This is a genomic window from Sphingomonas sp. M6A6_1c, assembly GCF_053345135.1.
Window position 1 is genome coordinate 182,593 of the sequence record NZ_JBKEZO010000001.1, and the last position, 20,917, is coordinate 203,509.

At 67.5% G+C, this 20,917-nt stretch carries 16 protein-coding genes; 10 read left to right on the top strand and 6 right to left on the bottom strand.

Features of this window, described 5'->3' with window-relative positions:
• Nucleotides 1-173: 173 nt before the first annotated feature.
• From ACLBWH_RS00835 to ACLBWH_RS00850, 4 genes are all read left to right on the top strand, one after another.
• On the top strand, nucleotides 174-3,389 hold the full coding sequence (locus ACLBWH_RS00835) for a TonB-dependent receptor (RefSeq protein WP_322849243.1): 3,216 nt from the start codon (nucleotides 174-176) through the stop codon (nucleotides 3,387-3,389).
• Nucleotides 3,390-3,534: 145 nt separating this feature from the next.
• Nucleotides 3,535-4,257, top strand: coding sequence for a SapC family protein (locus tag ACLBWH_RS00840; protein ID WP_447796078.1), 723 nt, complete (start codon nucleotides 3,535-3,537; stop codon nucleotides 4,255-4,257).
• Entirely contained in the window at nucleotides 4,254-5,288 is a 1,035-nt protein-coding gene (locus ACLBWH_RS00845) for a cupin-like domain-containing protein (RefSeq protein WP_447796080.1), read from the top strand. The genes ACLBWH_RS00840 and ACLBWH_RS00845 overlap by 4 nt, the downstream gene beginning before the upstream one ends.
• Nucleotides 5,285-6,784 carry a tryptophan halogenase family protein gene (locus ACLBWH_RS00850; RefSeq protein WP_447796082.1) on the top strand — a complete coding sequence of 500 codons (1,500 nt, stop codon included), beginning with the start codon at nucleotides 5,285-5,287 and terminating at the stop codon, nucleotides 6,782-6,784. The genes ACLBWH_RS00845 and ACLBWH_RS00850 overlap by 4 nt, the downstream gene beginning before the upstream one ends.
• Nucleotides 6,785-6,812: 28 nt before the next feature.
• Here ACLBWH_RS00850 and ACLBWH_RS00855 read toward each other — a convergent pair whose 3' ends face one another.
• The 4 genes from ACLBWH_RS00855 to ACLBWH_RS00870 all read right to left on the bottom strand — a co-directional run bounded on the left by ACLBWH_RS00855 (nucleotide 6,813) and on the right by ACLBWH_RS00870 (nucleotide 11,351).
• A complete protein-coding gene (locus tag ACLBWH_RS00855; RefSeq protein WP_322849239.1) occupies nucleotides 6,813-8,516 on the bottom strand; it encodes a cation acetate symporter in 1,704 nt (567 codons plus the stop codon).
• Nucleotides 8,513-8,839, bottom strand: a complete 327-nt coding sequence (locus ACLBWH_RS00860; RefSeq protein ID WP_322849238.1) for a DUF485 domain-containing protein — start codon at nucleotides 8,837-8,839, stop codon at nucleotides 8,513-8,515. The genes ACLBWH_RS00855 and ACLBWH_RS00860 overlap by 4 nt, the downstream gene beginning before the upstream one ends.
• Before the next feature lie 74 nt (nucleotides 8,840-8,913).
• A complete protein-coding gene (locus ACLBWH_RS00865) occupies nucleotides 8,914-10,005 on the bottom strand; it encodes a glycosyltransferase family 2 protein (protein WP_447796083.1) in 1,092 nt (363 codons plus the stop codon).
• Between the two features lie 233 nt (nucleotides 10,006-10,238).
• On the bottom strand, nucleotides 10,239-11,351 hold the full coding sequence (locus tag ACLBWH_RS00870) for a GDSL-type esterase/lipase family protein (protein WP_447796085.1): 1,113 nt from the start codon (nucleotides 11,349-11,351) through the stop codon (nucleotides 10,239-10,241).
• A gap of 188 nt (nucleotides 11,352-11,539) precedes the next feature.
• Between ACLBWH_RS00870 and ACLBWH_RS00875 the strand changes: the two genes are divergently transcribed.
• The 6 genes from ACLBWH_RS00875 (at nucleotide 11,540) to ACLBWH_RS00900 (ending at nucleotide 19,918) form a co-directional block, all read left to right on the top strand.
• Nucleotides 11,540-12,406 carry an alpha/beta hydrolase gene (locus ACLBWH_RS00875; RefSeq protein WP_447796086.1) on the top strand — a complete coding sequence of 289 codons (867 nt, stop codon included), beginning with the start codon at nucleotides 11,540-11,542 and terminating at the stop codon, nucleotides 12,404-12,406.
• Between the two features lie 128 nt (nucleotides 12,407-12,534).
• Nucleotides 12,535-13,587 (top strand): helix-turn-helix domain-containing protein, encoded by a 1,053-nt coding sequence (locus tag ACLBWH_RS00880; protein WP_447796088.1) that lies wholly within the window; start codon nucleotides 12,535-12,537, stop codon nucleotides 13,585-13,587.
• A 403-nt stretch (nucleotides 13,588-13,990) separates the two neighbouring features.
• A complete protein-coding gene (locus ACLBWH_RS00885; RefSeq protein ID WP_447796090.1) occupies nucleotides 13,991-15,079 on the top strand; it encodes an efflux RND transporter periplasmic adaptor subunit in 1,089 nt (362 codons plus the stop codon).
• A 3-nt stretch (nucleotides 15,080-15,082) separates the two neighbouring features.
• Nucleotides 15,083-18,133, top strand: coding sequence for an efflux RND transporter permease subunit (locus tag ACLBWH_RS00890; RefSeq protein WP_447796092.1), 3,051 nt, complete (start codon nucleotides 15,083-15,085; stop codon nucleotides 18,131-18,133).
• Nucleotides 18,126-19,541, top strand: a complete 1,416-nt coding sequence (locus ACLBWH_RS00895; protein ID WP_447796094.1) for an efflux transporter outer membrane subunit — start codon at nucleotides 18,126-18,128, stop codon at nucleotides 19,539-19,541. The genes ACLBWH_RS00890 and ACLBWH_RS00895 overlap by 8 nt, the downstream gene beginning before the upstream one ends.
• A 122-nt stretch (nucleotides 19,542-19,663) precedes the next feature.
• On the top strand, nucleotides 19,664-19,918 hold the full coding sequence (locus tag ACLBWH_RS00900) for a hypothetical protein (protein WP_447796686.1): 255 nt from the start codon (nucleotides 19,664-19,666) through the stop codon (nucleotides 19,916-19,918).
• Here the strand turns inward: ACLBWH_RS00900 and ACLBWH_RS00905 are convergent.
• Both ACLBWH_RS00905 and ACLBWH_RS00910 read right to left on the bottom strand, forming a co-directional pair.
• Nucleotides 19,882-20,274: an alpha/beta hydrolase gene (locus ACLBWH_RS00905; RefSeq protein ID WP_447796096.1), complete on the bottom strand. Its 393-nt coding sequence runs from the start codon at nucleotides 20,272-20,274 to the stop codon at nucleotides 19,882-19,884. The two genes, ACLBWH_RS00900 and ACLBWH_RS00905, sit on opposite strands and share 37 nt — an antisense overlap.
• 11 nt (nucleotides 20,275-20,285) lie before the next feature.
• Nucleotides 20,286-20,888 (bottom strand): carboxymuconolactone decarboxylase family protein, encoded by a 603-nt coding sequence (locus tag ACLBWH_RS00910; protein ID WP_447796097.1) that lies wholly within the window; start codon nucleotides 20,886-20,888, stop codon nucleotides 20,286-20,288.
• Nucleotides 20,889-20,917: the final 29 nt, after the last annotated feature.

A 20,917-nucleotide genomic window follows, 5' to 3' on the forward strand; every position in this document is an offset into this window, starting at 1 on the left:
GAGCCGCCTGCGTACCAATATAGACCGCTCGAAATGGCGGTGTGACACAACAGACGCAATGGATTGTATATTTTTATTGCCGTTGACAACGTAGGACACGACAGTAATTTACAGTCATCGGGTGGGATGTGGCTGCCTGCAAAAACGGCAACTTAGCCGTACGGGGAGGAAGTATGAGGGGTTTCAAATTAGCGGGTGCGCTCGTCTGCACGACATCGGTCGGCACGATCGCGATGTGCATCGCAAGCCCGGCAGCGGCACAGGTCGTGGGGGGTGGCAACGATGCCAACGCCCCCGCGACCAATGCGCAGCCGGGATCAGAAGACGCGCCGCGTGCCGCGCAGGACGGCGCGACGACCACGCCTTCCGCCGATAGCACGAGCGACGATATCGTCGTCACCGGCATCCGCGCATCGCTGAACCGCGCCATCGACATCAAGCGCAATTCGAACGGCATCGTCGACGCGATCTCCGCCGAGGACATCGGCAAGTTTCCCGACACCAACCTCGCCGAATCGCTCCAGCGCGTCAGCGGCGTTTCGATCAATCGCGTGAACGGCGAAGGCGCCGAGGTCACCGCGCGCGGCTTCGGCGGCGGCTTCAACCTCGTGACGCTCAACGGCCGCCAGTTGCCCGCGACGAACCTGCAGGGCGTGGGCGGCGATCAGAGCGTCGATTTCGCGACTGCGACGGGACGTTCGTTCGACTTCGGCAACCTCGCCTCCGAAGGCGTCAGCACGCTGGAGGTCTACAAGACCGGTCGCGCGGCGATCCCCACCGGCGGCATCGGTGCGACGATCAACGTCATCACGCGCAAACCGCTCGACTCGCGCCAGGCCGGCTTCTCGGGCTCGGTCGGTGCCAAGGCCTCCTACGATACCAGCATCGAGAAGGACGAAGACGGCCTGGCGAAAGTCACGCCCGAAGTGTCCGGTCTTTTGAACTGGAAAAATGATAGCGATACCTTCGGTGTCGCCTTGTTCGGCAGCTACCAGAAGCGCAACTCGGCCGCGGCCAGTTCGACGTCCAACGCGTGGAACATCCGCACGATCGACAATCCCGGCGATATCATCGGCGCCAACACGATCGTGACCAACCGGCCGGCGAGCGGCAGTCTGATCGCCTTCCCGAACGACGCGCGCTATCATTTCTCCGAATCGACGCGTGAGCGGATCAATGCTTCGGGCGTGCTGCAATATCGTCCCGTCGAAAGCCTGCTGCTGACCGCGGACGTTCTGTGGGCGCAGAACCGGCAGAGCGAAGCGCGGCAGGATCAGACCAACTGGCTCAATCGGCCGTTCGGCAGCGTCACCTTCGACGACAGTCCCGTGCCCACTGCGACGGTCATCTCGCAGGCCGTCCCCGACCCCAAGGACACCGGCTACGAGCAGCAGTTCCGCGCGACCAAGGACAAGCTCCAGGAATATGGCCTGAACGCCGCCTGGGACGTCACCGACAAGTTCAAGCTCATCGCGGATATCCAGCATTCCAAGTCGGAGGCGTTGCCGGACGCGTCGAATGGCGCCAGTTCGACCCTGTTCTCGATGGGTGCGAACGTCGTCAACGGCCAGACGATCGACTGGTCGCGCGGCTTTCCGCAGATCAACGAGACGATCAACGACTGTAACGCGCTCGCCACCAGCACCGGCCCCGGCCGCGCGATCGGCAATTGCAACGGCCAGCTCGACGTCGGCGATCTCGGCACGCAGGTCGCCCGGACCAACAGCGCCAGGCAGATCCAGACCATCAATCAGGCACAACTCGGCCTCGGCTGGGATCTTGGCGAGGGCAGCAAGGCGGAGTTCGGCGGCAGCTATATCGACTCCAAGCTGCGCTCGACCCGCACGCAGACGACGCAGACGCTCGGCGACTGGAGCATCAGCAACCCCGGCGAGGTCGCGGCGCAGGCCGGCGACCTGATCAAGACGTTCTGCCTCGTCTGCAAGTTCGACCATTTCAAGCCGGGCGTGACTGGGCCGGGCCTCAACGCGTTCCGCGGCAATGCCGTCGCCCTGACCAATCTGTTCTCGCAACTCTATGCGGATCGCGGCAATCCGGTGACCGCCGGTTCCGCGAACGACGACAGCATTCGCGAAAAGATCGCCTCGGTCTACGGTCAGCTGACGTGGAAGGGGCAGATCGCCGGTGCCGATGCGACCCTGGTCGTCGGTGCACGCTATGAAGTGACGAAGGTGAGCGCCTTCTCGCGGGTCAACGGACCGTCGGCGATCATCTGGACGTCGGACAACGACTTCAACGTGCCCGGATCGGCGACCGCGTCGCCGCTGAGCGGTCGCGGCAGCTACGACAATCTATTGCCCGCGCTCGACTTCCAGATTTCGCCGTTCACCAACGTGATCACACGCGTGTCGTTCAGCCGGACGATCGCACGCCCCTCCTACGGCGACCAGTTCGTCAGCTCGACGGCGGGTGCGGGCAGCCGCGCCACGCTCTTCGGCGGCCAGCCGAACGGCACGACAGGCAATCCGAACCTGCGACCGCTCGTCTCGGACAATTTCGACGTCTCGGCCGAATGGTATTTCAAATCGTCGAGCTATGTGTCGGCCGGCTTCTTCGACAAGCGGGTCCGCAACTTCGTCGGCACCGGTCTGACGAACGGCAATCTGTTCGGGCTGCGCGATGCCACAACGGGCGCCGCGGGATCGCGTTCGGGCACCGCCGCGGCAGCGCTCGGCCGCCTCGGCCTCGACCGATCGGACATCAACCTGTTCAGCTATACGGCCAGGCTGATCCAGAACGGCGGCAACGTCGGGCAGACCGATGCCGACATCCGCGCGAACAGCTCGGGGACGTCGGTCAACCAGGGCTATTTCGACACGCTGTCGCGCGCCGTCGACATCACGCCAGACGGCAACGACCCGCTGGCCGTGTTCTCGATCGCTTCTCCGATCAACAACCGCGACGCGGAGATCTATGGCGCCGAATTCGCGGGCCAGTATTTCTTCGGCCAGACCGGCTTCGGTGTCGCGGCGTCCTACACGCTGGTACGCGGCAATGTCGGGATCGATGTCCTCGCCGCACCGACGGTCGATCAATTCGCCTTGCTCGGCCTGTCCGACACGGCGAACGCGTCGCTCATCTACGACAAGAACGGGATATCGGCACGCCTTACCTACAATTGGCGTGACAAGTTCCTGTCGGAGATCGGGCGCGGCGGCACCACCGATCGCAACCCGGTGTTCTTCGCGCCCTACAGCACCGTCGATCTGAACGTCAGCTGGGACATCAGCAAACAGATCGCCGTCTCCCTGGAGGGGATCAACCTCACCAGCGAGTCCGTGCGCAGCTACGGTCGTTCGAACAACCAGACGTTCTTCGCGCAGGAAAACAAGCCGCGGCTTCTGCTCGGCGCGCGCTACCGCTTCTGATCCCCGGATCAGCCTCGTCCCCCTCTGAGGCCGCTCTTCGGAGCGGCCTTTTTTTTCTCGACGGCCGCCCTCTCTCGCTGGTCGATCCACGGCAAATCGTGCAGCATCAAGAGCATGCTGCTTTTCAGCACAGGGTGTCCAAGTCATGAACCGCGTCCTGCTCAACAATGTCGATCATGCCGATCTTCGCGTCGCCATCCGGGCGGGTGCCGATTACGGCGACAGCGTCAATCAGCTGCCGATCTTCCCGGCAGAGTTCGAGGAGGCGCAGCGGTCCTTCCCGATCATCTTCCGCCCGGAAGGCGATGGCCTTCAGGCCTATGTGCTGCTCGGCCTCGATCGCGACGAAAACCTGTTCCTCGATGGCGAGCGCTGGACCAGCAGCTACGTTCCCGCGTTCCAGCGTCGTGGCCCCTTTTCCATCGCGATCGGCCCAGCCGGCCCCCACGAGGTCGAGCCCGGCGAACCGATGATTCATGTTGATGTTGATGATGCTCGGGTGGGCATGTCGGATGGGCTGCCGGTTTTTCGCGAGCATGGCGGTAATGCGCCGCTGCTGAACCATGTGAGCGACGTCCTGCGCACGATCTACGAGGGTTTGGAGACGGCACCGGCGATCTATGCGGCGTGGCGGGAGGCTGGCCTGTTGCAACCGATCACCTTGCAGATCAGCCTCGACGACGAGAGCGCCTACGAGCTTCCCGACCTGCTCACCGTCGATCGGCAGGCGCTTGCCGAGCTATCGGGCGAGCGGCTCGAGCGGCTGCATCGTGCCGGCCTGCTGGAGGGGGCGATCCTCGCGGCCGCGTCGCTCGGCAACGTGCAGCGGCTGATCGAACTGAAGACGCGAAAGCGAGCCGCGGCGTGACCGCTCCGCCGATCACCGCCACCCGCGTGCGGGAAATCGATGCCGGACAGGCGCAGATCGATCCCCACGCGCTGGTGCTGGCCGGCGAGCCGGTCGTCGTGCGCGGCCTCTGCCGCGACTGGCCGCTCGTCGCCGCCGGACGCGACGGCGCGCAGGCGGCGGCCGATTATCTCCTGTCGTTCTACAACGGCCGGCCCGCGGTCGGCTACACTGCGCCGGCGGAACTCGGCGGCCGCTATTTCTACGACGAAAGCCTGACCCGCCTGAACTTCGAGGCGCAGCGGGTGTCGCTGAGCGAATATCTCGGCCGCATGCTCGCCCATCTGGGTGATGCCGACGCGCCGTCCTTCTATGTCGGCTCCACCGATCTCGATCAGTATTTCCCCGGTCTTGCCGACGCGGGCAACGATCTCGCCACGGCAGGCCCGGCGTTGGCGAACCTGCTGCGCAGCATCTGGATCGGCAACCGCACGACCGCGTCCGCGCATTACGACATGTCGAACAACATCGCGTGCGTCGCCGTCGGCGCGCGCCGCTTCACGCTCTTTCCACCGGACCAGATCGCCAACCTCTATCCGGGACCGCTGGAGCCGACGCCCGGCGGCCAGGTCGTGTCGCTGGTCGACTTCCGCGCCCCCGATCCCGACCGCTTTCCGGACTTCGCCAAAGCGGTGGCCGCCGCACGCGTCGCCGAACTCGAGGCGGGCGATGCCGTCATCTACCCCGCGCTCTGGTGGCATCACGTCGAGGCGCTGTCCGACTTCAACATGATGATCAATTTCTGGTGGAACGACGCCCCCCCCTTCCTCGATTCGCCGATGAACACCCTCCTCCACGCTCTCCTCAGCCTGCGCGACCGGCCGGCAGCGGAAAAGGCGGCGTGGTCGGCGATGTTCGACTATTATGTGTTCGGCCCCGCCGGACGCCCCGCGGCGCACCTGCCCGATGCAGCCCAGGGCGCGCTCGCCCCGCTCGACGCCATGTCCGCGCGCCGGTTGCGTGCGCAGCTTCTGCAACGGATCAACCGATGACCGGAACGACCGGGATCAGGCGCATCGTGATCGCGGGCGGGGGCACCGCCGGCTGGCTGGCCGCGGCGATCCTGACCCGTCAACTCGGCGCGCTGGCCGAGGTGACGCTCGTCGAATCCGAGGATATCGGTACGGTCGGCGTCGGCGAGTCGACGATACCGACGGTCCGCGCCTTCCATGCCCTGATCGGCATCGACGAGCAGGAGTTCATGCGGGCCACCGGCGCCAGCTTCAAGCTCGCGATCTCGTTCGAGAATTGGGCGCGCGACGGGGATCGGTACATCCATTCGTTCGGAGACGTCGGGAAATCGACCTGGATGAGCGAATTTCACCATTTCTGGCTGGAGGCGCAGAGCAAGGGACTGGCGCAGCCCTTCGGCGCCTATTGCCTCGAACATGAGGCGGCGATCGCCGGCCGCTTCGCCGTCGGGGCGAGCCCGGCGCTGAACTACGCCTATCATTTCGATGCCGGCCGGTACGCGCGCTATCTCAGGGACAAATGCGAAACCAACGGCCTGCGCCGGATCGAAGGCAAGATCGAGCGGGTCGAGCAGGATGCCGACACGGGCGATATCGCCGCGCTGGTCATGGCGGATGGTAGGCGCGTCGAGGGCGACCTGTTCTTCGACTGCACCGGCTTCCGCGCATTGCTGATCGGCGAGACGCTGGGCGTCGGCTTCGAGGACTGGAGCCACTGGCTGCCGACCAACCGCGCGCTCGCGATCCAGACGCGTGCGACGGGACCGGCGGTGCCCTATACCCGCGCGATCGCGCACGATGCCGGCTGGCGCTGGAAGATCCCGTTGCAGCATCGGGTCGGCAACGGCCTGGTCTATTGCGCCGACTATCTGAGCGACGAAGCCGCGCAGGCGCGCCTGCTCGACGCCGTCGAGGGCGAGCATCTCATCACGCCCCGGCTCATCAAATTCCGTACCGGGCGCCGCCGCGCGGCATGGCACCGCAACTGCATCGCGCTCAGCCTTGCCAGCGGCTTCGTCGAGCCGCTGGAATCGACCAGCATCCACCTCATCATGATCGCCCTGACGCGCTTCCTCCAGCTATTGCCCGCGGGACGGCCGAGCGACGCGACGGTGGCGCGCTTCAACGAGCAAGCCGCGCGCGAGATCGAGGGGGTGCGGGACTTCATCATCCTCCATTACCACCTGAACGAACGCGACGAGCCGTTCTGGCGCGACCGGCGCGAGATGCGCATTCCCGACAGCCTCGGCGAGCGGATCGCCTTGTTCCGCGACAGTGCCAACGCCTATCAGGACAATCACGAATTGTTTCGCGTCGCCTCATGGTTGCAGGTGATGCTCGGCCAGCGGCTCGGTGCGGCGAGCCATCATCCGCTGGTGCAATTGATGCCGCCGGCGCAGCTCAAGGCGACGCTGTCGAACATGGCCGACGGGATCGCCGGTGCCGTGCGACAGCTGCCCCCTCACCAGACGTTCCTCGACCGGTATTGCGGGATACCGGCGGAGGCCCGGACGTAGCGCCGGACGCTCTAGCGGCGCCGTCCGCTCAATGCGCGACGGCGTCGTGCACGCCGAGCCCCGTCTCGGAGCGCAGGCGCTGTGCGGCATAGCCCGCCTTGTCGATCGCCGCGCGCGGCGAGCGGTCGAGCGTCGAGATCAGCCAGATGCCGAGGAACCCGGCCGGCACGGAGAACAACGCGGGCGAACTGTACGGGAAGACGGCGTGATCGAAGCCGAACACCGCGACCCAGATCACCGGCGACAGGACGGTCAGGCCGAAGGCGGACGCCAGCCCGATCGCCCCGCCCCATGCCGCGCCGTTGGTGGTGCAGCCCTTCCACAGCAGCGACATCACCAGCACCGGGAAATTGCCCGACGCGGCCAGCGCGAAGGCGAGGCTGACCATGAAGGCGACGTTCTGCTTCTCGAACACGATGCCCAGGACGATCGCCAGGATGCTGAGCAAGACGGTCGTGACGCGCGACACGCGCAGCTCCTTGACGGGATCGGCCGTCCCCCGGCGGATCACGCTGGCGTAGATGTCGTGCGAGATCGCGGACGCCGCCGACAGCGTCAGCCCCGCGACCACCGCGAGGATCGTCGCGAACGCGACCGCCGAGATGAAGCCCAGGAACAGGTTGCCGCCGATCGCATGCGCCAGATGCATCACCGCCATGTTGTTGCCGCCGCGTAACGCGCCGCCCACGCCGACGTAATCGGGATTGAACGAGATCATCACGATCGCGCCGAAGCCGAGGATGAAGGTCAGCGCATAGAAATAGCCGATCCACACCGTCGCCCACATGATCGATTTGCGCGCTTCGCGGGCATCGGGAACGGTGAAGAAGCGCATGAGGATATGCGGCAGGCCGGCGGTGCCGAGCATCAGCGCGAAGCCGAACGACAAGGCCGAGATCGGATCCTTGATGAACCCGCCCGGGCCCATGATCGATCGCCCCTTCACCAGCGCCTCGGCGGGTGAAAGGCCGGTTTGGAGCGCCAGCCGCGTCTTCACCGCGACGGCGCGCGCGAACAGCGTCTCGAACGAAAAGCCGACATGCGCCATCACGCCGAGCACCAGGAAGCTCGCGCCGCACAACAGCATCACCGCCTTGATGATCTGCACCCACGAGGTCGCGCGCATGCCGCCGAACAGGACGTAGATCATCATCAGCCCGCCGACGACGGTGATCGCATAGAGATACGGCAGACCGAACAGCAGCTGGACGAGCTGCCCGGCGCCGACCATCTGCGCGATCAGGTAGAAAGCGACGACGAACAGCGTGCTGACCGCCGCGAAGCTGCGCACCGGACCCTGCAGAAAGCGATAGGATGCCACGTCGGCAAAGGTGAACTGGCCGAGATTGCGCAGCTTCTCGGCGACGAGGAACAGCACGATCGGCCAGCCGACGAGGAAGCCGATCGCATAGATCAGCCCGTCATACCCGTCGTTGAAGATCTGTGCGGTGATGCCGAGGAACGACGCTGCCGAGCAATAGTCCCCCGCCATCGCCAGGCCGTTCTGGAAGCCGGTGATCCCGCCGCCGGTGTAGAAGTCCGATACGGTGCGCGTGCGGCGGGCCGCCGCGCCGGTGATGAACAACGTGATCGCGACGAACCCGGCGAACATCAGGATCGCGGTCCAGTTTGTCGGCTGACGCTGGATCGCGCCGCTGATCGCGGCATTCGCCCCGGTCGCCCAGCCGAGCAACGCGAGCAGCGCGAGCGTCCGCCACAGGCTGCGCGTCACGCGCGGACCGCCGCGAGCAGCTCGGCGAGCCGCGCATCATATTCGCCGTTCGCGCGTCGCACGTAGACCGCGCAGATCGCCACCGTGCCGATCAGCATCGCGAAGCCGAGCACCACCGCAAGGCTGATCGTGCCACCGCCGATCGGGCGCGCCATCAGCGGCTTGTCGAAGGCGATGAGCGAGATGAAGCTGCTGTAGACGGCGATCGTGATCGCGGTCAGCGTCCACGAGAAGCGCTGTCGATCGCGTACCAATGCGGCGTAGCGGGGGTCTTCCGCGACGCGCGTCGCCAATGCATCGTCGGATTGCGTCGATATGCCCATAGGACATTCTTGCCGAGGATGCCGGGGTTAGCAAGCGCCCTCCTCATGAGGATGGGTGCCGTGTGCTTGCCGCCCTACCCCAGTGGATTGCTGCCTGCCACGGGGAGACCCTCCGGCCGTTCAGCCTCGCGTCCATGGCGTAAGGATGCAGCGGCGGGGCCGAATGCGCCGTTCAGCAATTCCTTGATCGAGCGGTCCAACGGGCACGCCTTGTATCGGGCCAAGGCGATCCGCAGGCCGCGCGGCGATAGATAGATCGCCAGCGACCAGACGACCAGCTGGACGAGCTTCCCGGGGGGCGCCCGATCGGCAAAGGTCGACTGGCAATAGCGCAGCAGGGAGGAAAGGCTGGGCCGATGGCCGTCGCACACCGCCGTCATCACCGATTTGATCAGGACCACGGAATGGTGTCGCGTATTCGTGATCGGTACGAAGCTTCTGTCCAGCGCCTGCACCAACGTGTTCAGGTGTTTGATGCGTTCATGATGGATCCGGATCTCATCGCGCAGCCGCCGCGCATCGAGCTTGCCGTGCTGCGAGTAGTTCGCGTCGTGATATCGGTACGATGCCAGCGGATGATTGATGTGCCGGACGTCGCCGACGAACGGCGCATACAAATAGATGATACCGTCGATACTGGTTTCATAGTCGATGCTGTCGATCGATCTGACCACATCCGCACGATAGGCGTTGCCGGACGTGGGCGGCGAAGGATAGCATCCGTTGCGTCTGATCCGGGATATGATCGTCTTGCTGTCGATGCGATTGTTCTCGATCGGCCAAGGGTCGCCGACGACCTCGCCCTTGCTATCGATCGGGCAAAGCTGGAACTGGACCTTCGACACGCCGGGTTCGAACTTCTGGACGATCTGACTGAGTGCGCCTGGAAGGAGGTAGTCGTCGGAATCGAGAAACTGGATTATGTCGCCGGTCGCGTACCGCGCGGCGATGAGGCATGACCGCGCCTGCCCCATGTTACGGTGCGCGATGATCTGTACGACGTCTTTATACTGGTGGATGATCGAGCGGGACTCATCCGTCGAGCCGTCGTCGACGACGACGATCTGTTTATTCGGATAGCCCTGCCCGATGACGCTTTCGATCGCCTGCCGGATGTATCGGCCGTAATTGTAGGAATTGATGATGACCGTGATTTGAGGCGGCATTTCAGTCTCGATATCGCGGTGCTATCGAGTTCTGATAATGGCGATTAGTTAATGTTATCCTGACGCTTAGTGGGCTGGAGACTGTGCTGTAGGGCGAAGAGACGCTGCCCACGCCAAATATTCAGCAAGTCGCGTCTGGCCGATGGCGGTTGGTATCGCGAATGCTTCGGCCGCACCTCCATACCGCCTGCCGTTTGGCTAATCGGCCGATGAGGTTGCCGCGTTTCAGTCCGTCACCTTTTCCACGCATCGGCCTGCGTATCGATCGCCCCGGCGATGCGGTCGGCGATCACCTTCTGGTCCGCTAGCGACGGGTGCGCGTTACAGGCCGTGAACGCCAGACCGTTCACCGGGACATAGGCCAGCCGCCGCTCCCCGGACGCGCGCAATTTGGCGACGACCTTCGTGACCTCCGCTGCGATCTCGCCGTCGGCCAAATCGGTCGCCCACAGCACGATCAACGCCTTCGGATCGCGCGCGCGCAGCGACTGCACGAAGCGCACATATCGCGCTTCGTAATCCGCATGGAGCGCATCGCGGGTGGCCCATGTCTCGCCGGCGTGAAGCGGGGTGGTGAAGTCGTTGGTCCCCAGCGCGACGACGATCACCTGCGGGTGCCAATCGGGGTCGATGGCGCGGGATTGCCGGTCGAACACCGTATAGGGATAGGCGTCCGGCAGCGTGTCCGCCGCGAAGCCGTTGTAATTGCGGACGATGCCTCGTCCCGAGATCGCGTTGATCTCGTAATCCGCGCCGTAGCGATGCGCCAGGAGCGCGCCGAAGCCCCGCGACGTGTCGGTTGTCCTCCACACCTCGTCCTGCGTGCATTCGCGCTTGGCGGACGTCACCCCATAGCCGACCGTGTGCGAGTCGCCGACGAATTCGATCTGGCGGGCGCGGGCCGGTGGCGGTGGCATCACGGCGCGCTGCGCGGCGTAGAACGGTCCCAGCCGCGTCGGCCCCGCCTGGCTTTCGGAGGCGATTTCGATACGCAGGTCATGCCGGCCGCCGGGCAGTCCGTCGATGCGGTAGACGCCCGGTGCGGGCCTGACGAGCGTGTCGATCTCACGCCCGTCGACGATGACGTGCAGCCCGACCTCACCCGCCCCGATCGTGAAAAGCGCGCTCGCCCCGTCGAACGCGGTCTCGACATAGCTGCCCGGCCACTGCCGAACGAGTGCATCGCCCTTCCGCTCGACGCGTCCATGGACCCGTACCGGTAGGATCGACAGGTGGGCGGGCATCTCCGCGACGCGCTCCACCCGCTGCGCCGCTGCGGAGCCGACGGGGGCCATCGCCATCGTCAGCATCGTCGCGATCCCGGCCACCAGCCTGTGCTTCGTCACTCTATCCTCCCGATCCGTCGCCGCTCCCTACCATGGCCGCTGGCCCGAACCAGGCCGCAAGTCGGGTGACCGGTGCCGACCATGCGATTGCCGGGTCACGGTTTCATTCGCGACTAAGGTCGCAATAGCTACTTTCGTGCCCTGCCCTCAGTGTCGGCCAAGTGCCGGGTCGGGGTCACGAAGGGATCATGCCAGTGCTACGCGCGCGCCATCTTCTTGCGCTCCTGCTCACGCTGGCGTGCCCGGCAGTCGCCGCCGATACCGCCGCCATCCCGATATGGTCGAAGGCGCCGCCGGGTTCGGAGCGGCGCGCAGGAGAAGCCGAGCAACTGGAAGCCGGAGTCTACGTCCACAACGTCCATCGGCCGTCGGTGACCGTCTCCCGCCCCGACGCCCGGCGCGCCAACGGTGCCGCGATCATCATCGTGCCCGGCGGCGGCCATCGCATGCTGGTCTTCCAGAACGAGGGCATGGCGCCGGCCCACGCGCTGAACCGCTACGGCATCACGACCTTCGTCCTCAAATACCGGCTCGCCCGCGAAGCCGGCTCTTCCTACACGATCGAGGGCGATGCGGTCGCGGATGCCAGGCGCGCGATCCGCTGGGTCCGCGCGCACGCCAAGGAATATGGCGTCGACCCGCACCGGGTCGGCATCATGGGCTTTTCCGCCGGCGGGGAACTCGTTTCGCTGCTTGCGGACAATCCCCAGCCCGACGCTCCGGCAGCGGCGGATGCCGTCGATCGCCAAAGTGCCCGGCCCGATTTCCAGATACTCGTCTATCCCGGACCACTCGGCATACCGGCGCGGTCGGTCGCAGGCGCGCCTTCCGCCTTCATCGCTGCCGGCTCGCTCGATCGCTGCTGCGCGACTCCAGCGCTTACGCTCTACACGCAGCTTCGCGAGGCCGGCGTGCCTGCCGAACTCCACATGTTCGCCAGCACGGATCATGGTTTCAACGTCGCCGTGCACAACGACCGTGTCTCGATACAGCATTGGCCCGATCGCCTGGCCGATTGGCTCAGCGACGAGGGGTGGCTTACCCCAGGCCATTGATCGGCGACCCCGTAATCAAAAGTCGCCGTCTTGCGCGGCACCGTCCGAATGATGCGACGGGTGATGCTGGACAGACCCGCCGCGCCATGGTTTCGGCGACCTATGTCCAGCATGGCCTCGCAACGCGTGTGATCGCAGATCTCGACCTTCTGTTTCGCGGCGGTGCGATCGGGTTGCTGGTGCTGGCGGCGGTGGTGTTCGCGCGGGCGCCGGCATCGCTGCCGAGCCGGTTCGGGTTGGCGCTGACGTCGTGCACGGTGATCGGGACACTCGCCGGCCTGCCGCATGCGCCGACCGCGTTCGATCCGCTGCTCGACCTGAGCGCGAGTGCTGCGATCCCGTTGTTCTGGCTGTTCGCGCGCGCGTGGTTCGACGATGCGTTCCGGCCGACGCGGGTTGATCTCGGCCTGTCGGCGGCGTTCCTGTGCTGCACGCTCTACGCCAGCCTGCAGGGCCGCGGATGGGTGGCGCCGGTCGCGGGGTTGGACGTCGCGGTCTATCTGGGCGGAATGGCGTTCGCGATCCATGCGCAATGGCTGGCATGGCGGAATCAGCCGGGCGATCTGGTCGAGGCGCGGAGGCAGGCGCGGACGATCTTCGTCGTCTCGATCGGGCTCATCATCCTGTGGCTGCTGGGCAGCGAGATCGTCGGCCGCGCGACCGGCGCGTTCGCGCTTTCGCGCATCGCGGCTGCCGCGGGGCTGTTCACGGGCGCGCTCGCGATCACCGCGCTGCTGTTCGGATTGCGGCATCCCGAGATCTTCCCGCAGCCGGCAAGCGGCATCCCGACGGGCGACGCGGCGCCGGCCCGCGCACCCGTTCCGGACCCCCTCGACCCGTCGCTCGAACGGAGCCTTGCGCGGATGATGACGGAGGAGCGCGCCTATCGCGATCCCGACCTGACGATCGGGATGATCGCCGCGCGCGTGGCAACACCGGAATATCGCGTGCGGCGGCACATCAACGGCGGCCTTGGCTATCGCAACGTCAGCGATTACCTCAACGCGCACCGGATCGCCGAAGTCCGCAGCGCGCTGGCCGACCCGGCGCAGGCGGACGTCCCGATCCTGACGATCGCGATGGATGCGGGGTTCGGCAGCCTCGTGATGTTCAACCGCGTGTTCAAGGACCGGCTGGGCGAAACGCCGAGCGCGTTTCGACGGCGGCATCTGGAGTCGTAAAAGCGATCGACATTCGGGGTTTTTGGCCAGGATTTCTCCCCCGCCAGGGAGTGTCGGGTTGAACGGCCCCCGGTCCGTTCAAGGTCGTGCCGGGGGCATGACCGACCCGGCACTGTGGCATGCCGCAGGCATGACGGAGGGGGAGAACACGCAACACAAGACATCGCTTACCTCCCCCTCCGTCACGGCTTCGCCGCGCCACCTCCCCCTGGCGGGGGAGGACTTACGCTACGACGATGAATGTCGATCCCGCTTAGGCGCGGGATCGAGACTCGCCGGCGGCGGGCGGCGGCACCGCGCCTCCGCCAGTCGCTTTCGAAAATGACTGGTCGGTTTCGAGGATCGGCAGGCCGGGAAGAGCCCGGATCGGCAGGGCGGCGGCGTTCACCAACGGGACGCGTCGATGCCGAAGATATTCACTCTACCCGCCGGGCTGCTGGCCGCCGGTCTTACCCTGGCCTGCGCCGGCTGTTTCCCCGCGCCGGTCGCCACGCCCTTGTCCGACGCCACTTTGGTCGATGTCGTCACGATCCATCACGCCGGCGGACGGAGTTCGGCGTTCGACGGCATCCTGCGCCCGCGTCGCGACCTCGCGCTTGGATTCAAGACGGGGGGCCGGCTGCTCGCGCTGACGGTGCAGGTCGGCGATCATGTCCGCGCCGGGCAGGTGCTCGCCCGCCTGTCGCACACCGCTGCGATCGCGGACAGCGGACAGGCGCGCGCCGAGCTGTCGGCGGCCACCGCGGAGGCGATGCGGGCCGGCGACGCGGCACAGCGCGCTTCCGGGCTGGACGGGATCGGCGCCTTGTCGGCCGCCGAGGTGCGCGACCGCGCGCTGGTCGCCAGCGCCGCGGCCGCAAAGCGCGACGCCGCGCGGGCGGCGCTGGCGCGCAGCCGGGCGACGCTTTCCGACGCGATACTCGTCGCGCCCGAGGACGGGGTGGTGACCGAACGTGCGGCGGAGCCCGGCAGCGTCGTCGATGCCGGCAGCGTCGTCGTCCGGGTCGCGGCGGGGGGTCCCGAGATCGAGGTTCGCCTGCCCGAGCGCGCGCATCTGACCGCGGGCACGATGGCGGAAGCGAGCTTCTGGTCCGCGCCCGACACGATCGCGGAGGCGCGGCTGCGGCTGGTCGGACCGGCGGCGGACGGCACGCTGCGGTTACGGACCGCGCGGTTCACGTTGCTCCGCGACGTTGCGGCCATCCCCTTCAACAGCTCGGCGACCGTGACGCTGCGGACGCCCGATACGGACGCGACGGTGCGCGTGCCGATGACGGCGCTGGGCGCGCTTGGCGGCCGGCCGCACGTATGGTCGCTGTCGACGGCCGGGGACCGCGTTCACCGGACGCCGGTACGCCTCGTCGACCTGCGCGGCGACGACGCGATCGTCTCCGGGCTGCGCGACGGCGAGCGGATCGTCGCGAGCGGCGGCGATACGCTGTCGGAGGGGCAGCACGTCCTCCTGACCGGCGTCGTTCCGGGCGGCAATTGAGCGATGGACCGTTTCAACCTGTCGCGCTGGGCGATCCGTCACCCCGCCCTCGTCGGCTTCCTGATCGCGATGCTGTTCGCCGCCGGCACCGCCCAATTCTTCGCGCTCGGCCGCGACGAGGACCCGGGTTTCACGCTGAAGGAGATGATCGTCGCCGCCGCATGGCCCGGGGCGACGCCCGCTCAGATGCAGGCGCAGGTCGCCGATCCCATCGAGCGGCGGCTGCGCGCGACCGAACAGCTCGATTTCCTGCAGACCTATTGCGTCGATGCCCGCTGCGTCATCCGCGTCTCGCTGAAGGACGGCGCCCCCGGCAAAAGCGTGCCGGCGATCTGGCAACAGGTGCGCAAGCGGCTGAAGGATATCGAGCCCGATCTGCCCGCGGGGGCGTCCGTCGCCGCCGACGACGATTACGCCGATGTCTATGGCTATGTCTTCACGCTGACCGGGGCGGACAATGCACGGCTCGTGACGCTTGCCGAACAGGCGCGCGACGCGATGCTGCGCGTGCCGGGCGCGGGCAAGGCCCGGATCGTCGGCGAGATCCCGCGCAGGCTGTTCGTCGATCTCGACGGCCGCCGGCTTGCCGCGATGGGGCTGTCGCCGGATGCGGTCGTGCAAGCGCTGGCCAGGCGCAGCAGCGTCGCGCCGTCCGGCGTCGCGGAACGGTCGATGCGCGTGCCGGTGCGGATCGGCGGTGCGGTCGATGGCGTCGATACGGTCGGAACCACCGCGGTCGCCGCGGCGAACGGGACCGTGACGATCGGCGACCTCGGCATGGTCAGCAACGGCTATGCCGATCCGCCCGACGGACTGGTCCGCCATGGCGCGAAACCTGCGGTGGTATTGGCGATCGCCATGGCGCCGGGCGCGGACGGGCTCGGCTTCGGCAAGCGGCTGGCGCAGGCCGCCGCGGATGTCGGGCGGACGCTGCCCGCCGGGGTCCGGATGACACAGGTCCAGGACCAGAGCCGCAACATCCGCGAAGCGGTCGATGCGTTCCTCATCAAGTTCTTCTGCGCGCTGTCCGTGGTGCTGCTGGTCGCGTTCGTGACCCTGGGGTGGCGGACCGGCGTGGTGGTCGCGCTGTCGGTGCCGTTGACGCTGGCGATCGTCGCGCTGTTCATGGGGGTGAGCGGGATCGGGCTCGAGCGGATATCGCTCGGCGCGCTGATCCTGTCGCTCGGCCTGCTCGTCGACGATGCGATCATCAGCGTCGAGGCAATGGTCGTCCAGCTCGACCAGGGCGCGACGCGCGCCGATGCCGCCGCTTATGCGTGGACGCATACCGCCTTCCCGATGCTGACGGGCACGCTGCTGACGATCGTCGGTTTCCTGCCGGTCGGCTTCGCGCAATCGACGACCAGCGAATATGCCGGCGGCATCTTCTGGGTGACCGGGTCGGCATTGCTGGTGAGCTGGGTCGTCGCGGTCGTGTTCACGCCCTATCTGGGCGTGCGGCTGCTCCCCGAGGCGCGCGCGCATCACGATGCCGCGACGCTTTACGATACGCCGCTGTATCGGCGGCTGCGCCTCGTGGTCGAGGCGTGCATGGGCCGTCGCAAGACGGTGGTCGCGGCGACCGCGGCGCTGCTCGCGGTGAGCCTCGCGGGTGCGACGTTGGTCCGGCAGCAGTTCTTTCCGGTTTCCGACCGTCCCGAGATCATCGTCGACGTCAGCCTGCGGCCCGGCGCGTCGCTCGCCGCCACCGCGGCGGCGGTGAAGCGGATCGAGGCGGGCGTGGTTGGCGATCGCGACGTCGCGCAGGTCGACAGCTACGTCGGCGAGGGCGCGCCGCGCTTCTATCTGCCCTACGGCCCCGCCCTGCCCGATCCGGCGACCGCGACGATGGTCCTCGTCGCGACCGATCTGCGGGCGCGCGAACGCGTCATCGCGCGGCTGGCGGCGAACCATGCCGCGCCCGAAGCCAAGCTGCACATCCGTCGCCTCTCGCTGGGGCCGAGCGCGGGTTTCCCCGTGCAATATCGCGTGACCGGCGCCGATCCCGAGATGCTGCGGAGCATCGCGACGCGGATCGAGGCGGTGCTGCGCGCGACGCCGGGCACGACCGCGGTCCAGGCGGACTGGGGGACGCCGTCGGTCGCGATGCGGCTCGATCTCGACGGCGAGCGGGTGGCGCGGCTGGGGCTCGACCGGGCGCGGCTGGCGGGCGAGGTCGCGACGATGATGGCGGGCCAGCCGGCGGGCGAGGTGCTGCGCGGGACCAAGCGGATCGGCGTCGTCGTGCGCGGCAGCGCGGCGGAACGCAACGATCCGGGGCGGCTCGCCGATCTGGCGGTGAGCACGCCCGGCGGCCCGGTCCCGCTCGGCCAGGTCGCGCGGATCGGCGTTACCAGCGAACAGCCGATCATCTGGAAACGCGACGGCATGCTCTGCATGACGGTGCAGGCGGACATGACCGGCGACGTCCAGGCGTCCGAAATCGCCGCCGCCGCCGCCGGCCGCATCGCCGCCATCGCGCGATCGCTGCCCGCCGGTTACGGCATCGAGGAGGGCGGCGACGGCGAATTGTCCGCCAAGGCGAACGACGCGATCTACCGGCTGCTGCCGATCACCTTCGCCTTGATGCTGCTGCTGCTGATGATCCAGTTGCAGAGCATCGGGCGGACGGTGCTGGTGCTCGCCACCGCGCCGCTCGGGGTGATCGGCGCGGTGGCGGCGCTGCTGCTGACCGGGGCGCCGTTCGGCTTCGTCGCGCTGCTCGGGCTGATCGCGCTCGCGGGCATGATCATGCGCAACTCGATCATCCTGGTCGATCAGGTGACGCACAACCAGGCCGGGGGCATGGATCTGCACGCGGCGATCGTCGCCGCGACGATCGGCCGCTCGCGCCCGGTGGTGCTGACCGCGCTGGCGGCGGTGCTCGCGTTCATTCCGCTGTGCTTCAACATCTTCTGGGGACCGATGGCGATCGTCATGATCGGCGGGCTGATCGGCGCGACGATCCTGACCCTCGTCGCGCTGCCGGCGCTCTACGCGCTGGCGTTCGCTTCTCCCTCGCCCCCCACCACGCAGGACGATAGACATGGTTGACCGCAAGTGGCCGCTGATCCTCGCCGTCGCGCTGGCGGGCTGCACCGTCGGGCCGGATTTCGCGCCGCCAGCACCGATCCTGCCGCCGGTCTGGCAGGCGGCGGGTCCCGCCGCGTCGCCGACCGCCGGCGATGCGCGCTGGTGGCGCAGCTTCGACGATCCGATGCTCGACACGCTGGAGGCGCGCGCCGGCGCCGGCAATCTCGACATCGCATCGGCGATCGAACGGATCACCGCGGCACGGATCGAGCGGGGCCAGGCGCGTGCAACCGGCGCACCGCAGGTCGAGGGGCAAGCAGGCTATAGCCGCGAGCGGCTCGGCACCGCGGGGGTCGCCGCGGTCACGCGGACGCTGCTGGGGATCACTCCCACGTCCGCCCCGCCGAAGGGCGTCGATTTCGATCTGTACAGCGTCGGCGTCGGCGCGAGCTGGGAGCTCGACCTGTGGGGCGGCCATCGCCGTCAGGCGGAGGCGGCGCAGGCCGCGGTCGCTGCGAGCGAAGCCGCCGCGCGCGGCGTGCGCCTGTCGGTCGCGGCGGAGGTGGCGCGCACCTATGTCCAGTTGCGCGGCCTGTGGGACGAGCAGCGCCTCGCACAGAACGCCGCCGCCATCGCCGAGCGTAAGGTCGGGATCGCCCGCGCGCTGCTGACGCGCGGTCTCGCCGCGGAGGTCGACCTCGCCGCTTCCGAGGAGGCGTTGCGCAGCCTGCGCGGCGAGATCGTCGAACGCGATCGTCAGGCGGCAACGACCGCGCGCGCGCTGGCGATCCTGGTCGGCGCGACGCCGGACACCGCGCCGGTCGACCGCGCGATGCTGCGACCCCCGCGGCCGCTGCCGTCGGCGGCGGTGCGCGTGCCGTCGGAGGTCGCGCGGATGCGCCCCGACATCGTCGAGGCCGAAGCGCGGCTCCACACCGCCACCGCGCGGATCGGCGTCGCGCAGGCGGATTTCTATCCGAAGATCAGCCTGACCGGGCTGTTCGACATCGACGTGCTCAACCTCGCCGATTTCGGCTGGGACGCGCGCAGCACCAGCATCGGGCCGGGCCTGTCGCTGCCGATCTTCTCCGGTGGCCGGTTGCAGCGTCAGCTCGACCTCCGCCGCTCCGAAGCGCGTAGCGCCGCGCTCGCCTATCGACAGACCGTCGTCGCCGCGTGGCGCGAAGTCGATGACGCCCTGTCGGCGACGCGCGCCGCGGCCGAACGCTGCGATCTGTCCGACCGCGACCTCGCGTCGCGGCGGCGAACGCTCGCGATGATCGAGGCACGCCATGCCCGCGGCGATATCGGCGCGGAGCCGGTGCTCGAGGCAAGGCAGGCGCTGCTGTCAGCGGAACGCGCGGTGGTTCGTCAGCGCGTCGCCGCGGCGCTCGCGCGCATCGAGCTTCACCGCGCGCTCGGCGGCTAGGCGATCGCGTGCCCGGTCGTTCGACCAAGGTTTGCCTGTGGCTGATACCCGCATGCAGCGACATCTGGCGCCGCGACGGGCCAGTCCGCGACACGCTGGGGCGATTGCGCTATCGCGCGGCGATGGCGAGGAAGAAGCGCTACCTGACCGCGACGATGGCCGACGGCTATGTGAAGACGATCGGCCCCACCGCCGCGCGCTTCACGCACTATTGGCGCATCGTCGCGCATCTGCACGACGGCAAGACCGAGGTGTTCTGGGGCCACGCTTCGTCCGCGAAGGACGCCGCGGCCAAGGAGGTGCTGACCGAACAGGCCGCGCGGCGACATGGCTGGCAACGCTATGAGTTCGAGGTCGTCGCGCTGACCGAACACTGACGCCCTCCGACGCCATTCGGTGGGCGGATCGACCTTCTCGCAACAGATTTCGGGACCCGGGAATAGCGGTTCATGAATCGCGTGATCGTCGCGATCGACAGCTGGTTGGTGATGCTGTTGAAGGTCGTGTTGAAATTGTGCCCCGAATAGGGAAGCATGACCAGATCGACGGCGTTGCCCGCCGCCGTCGACCGGCGCGCGAAGTCCTCGACGCTGGCTGCCGGCAGCAGTGGATCGTTCTTGCCCGCCAGGATCAACGTCGGCGGATTGCCGGGCGTGCTCAGCCGCCGCAGGTCCAGCGCGGCGTATCGTTCGGGATAGCGCTTGTACGCGCCAGCGGCTTCCCACTCGCCCATCCGAGCAGCCTTTACCCGGCGGCGTGCTTCTCGTCGTCGGGCAGCCCCTCCTCACGGCCGGGCACGGATATGTCGTAGGCGTTGAGCAGCAGCGACACGAGGCAATAGCCGCCGACCAGATAGATCAGCTCCGCCGTTTGCTCCTGACCGAATGCCTTGACCGCACGATCGTAGGTGGATTGCGGAAGCTGCCGCCCGCCGGCCAGCGTCACCGCGACGTCATAGGCGGCCTGTTCCTCCTCGGTCAGGTCGGCGGGACGTTGACCCGCGGCGATCGTCGCGATCTTCTCCGCCGACAGACCGACGCCGTCCGCGACCCGCTCGTGCGCGTACAATTCGTAACGCGAGTTGAAGACGGCGCCGGTCGCCAGGATCGCCACCTCATGCGCGGGCTTCGGCAATTTCGTATTGTCGATGAGCGCCTTGGTGTAGGTCCAGGCCGCCCGTCCGAAGGCGGGGAAGCGGAGCATCGGGGCGAACGGGCCGACCAGCGCGCCATCGGCACGATGCGACACGAAGCCCTTCAGATGTTCGGCGATATAGCCGTCCATCTCGTCGTGGAGCGGGCGGAGATCCGCGGGCAGCTCGGCCGGCGGGACAGGAGCGGCGCGCATCAGGCCACGATCTCATGCTGGAGGCCGAC

Excerpts from the sequence above, each read along its gene's own strand:
- ACLBWH_RS00835 (WP_322849243.1), top strand. The coding sequence starts at position 174 with ATGAGGGGTTTCAAATTAGCGGGTGCGCTCGTCTGCACGACATCGGTC.
- ACLBWH_RS00840 (WP_447796078.1), top strand. The coding sequence starts at position 3,535 with ATGAACCGCGTCCTGCTCAACAATGTCGATCATGCCGATCTTCGCGTC.
- ACLBWH_RS00850 (WP_447796082.1), top strand. The coding sequence starts at position 5,285 with ATGACCGGAACGACCGGGATCAGGCGCATCGTGATCGCGGGCGGGGGC.
- ACLBWH_RS00860 (WP_322849238.1), bottom strand. The coding sequence starts at position 8,839 with ATGGGCATATCGACGCAATCCGACGATGCATTGGCGACGCGCGTCGCG.
- ACLBWH_RS00865 (WP_447796083.1), bottom strand. The coding sequence starts at position 10,005 with ATGCCGCCTCAAATCACGGTCATCATCAATTCCTACAATTACGGCCGA.
- ACLBWH_RS00875 (WP_447796086.1), top strand. The coding sequence starts at position 11,540 with ATGCCAGTGCTACGCGCGCGCCATCTTCTTGCGCTCCTGCTCACGCTG.
- ACLBWH_RS00885 (WP_447796090.1), top strand. The coding sequence starts at position 13,991 with ATGCCGAAGATATTCACTCTACCCGCCGGGCTGCTGGCCGCCGGTCTT.
- ACLBWH_RS00890 (WP_447796092.1), top strand. The coding sequence starts at position 15,083 with ATGGACCGTTTCAACCTGTCGCGCTGGGCGATCCGTCACCCCGCCCTC.
- ACLBWH_RS00895 (WP_447796094.1), top strand. The coding sequence starts at position 18,126 with ATGGTTGACCGCAAGTGGCCGCTGATCCTCGCCGTCGCGCTGGCGGGC.
- ACLBWH_RS00900 (WP_447796686.1), top strand. The coding sequence starts at position 19,664 with ATGGCGAGGAAGAAGCGCTACCTGACCGCGACGATGGCCGACGGCTAT.
- ACLBWH_RS00905 (WP_447796096.1), bottom strand. The coding sequence starts at position 20,274 with ATGGGCGAGTGGGAAGCCGCTGGCGCGTACAAGCGCTATCCCGAACGA.
- ACLBWH_RS00910 (WP_447796097.1), bottom strand. The coding sequence starts at position 20,888 with ATGCGCGCCGCTCCTGTCCCGCCGGCCGAGCTGCCCGCGGATCTCCGC.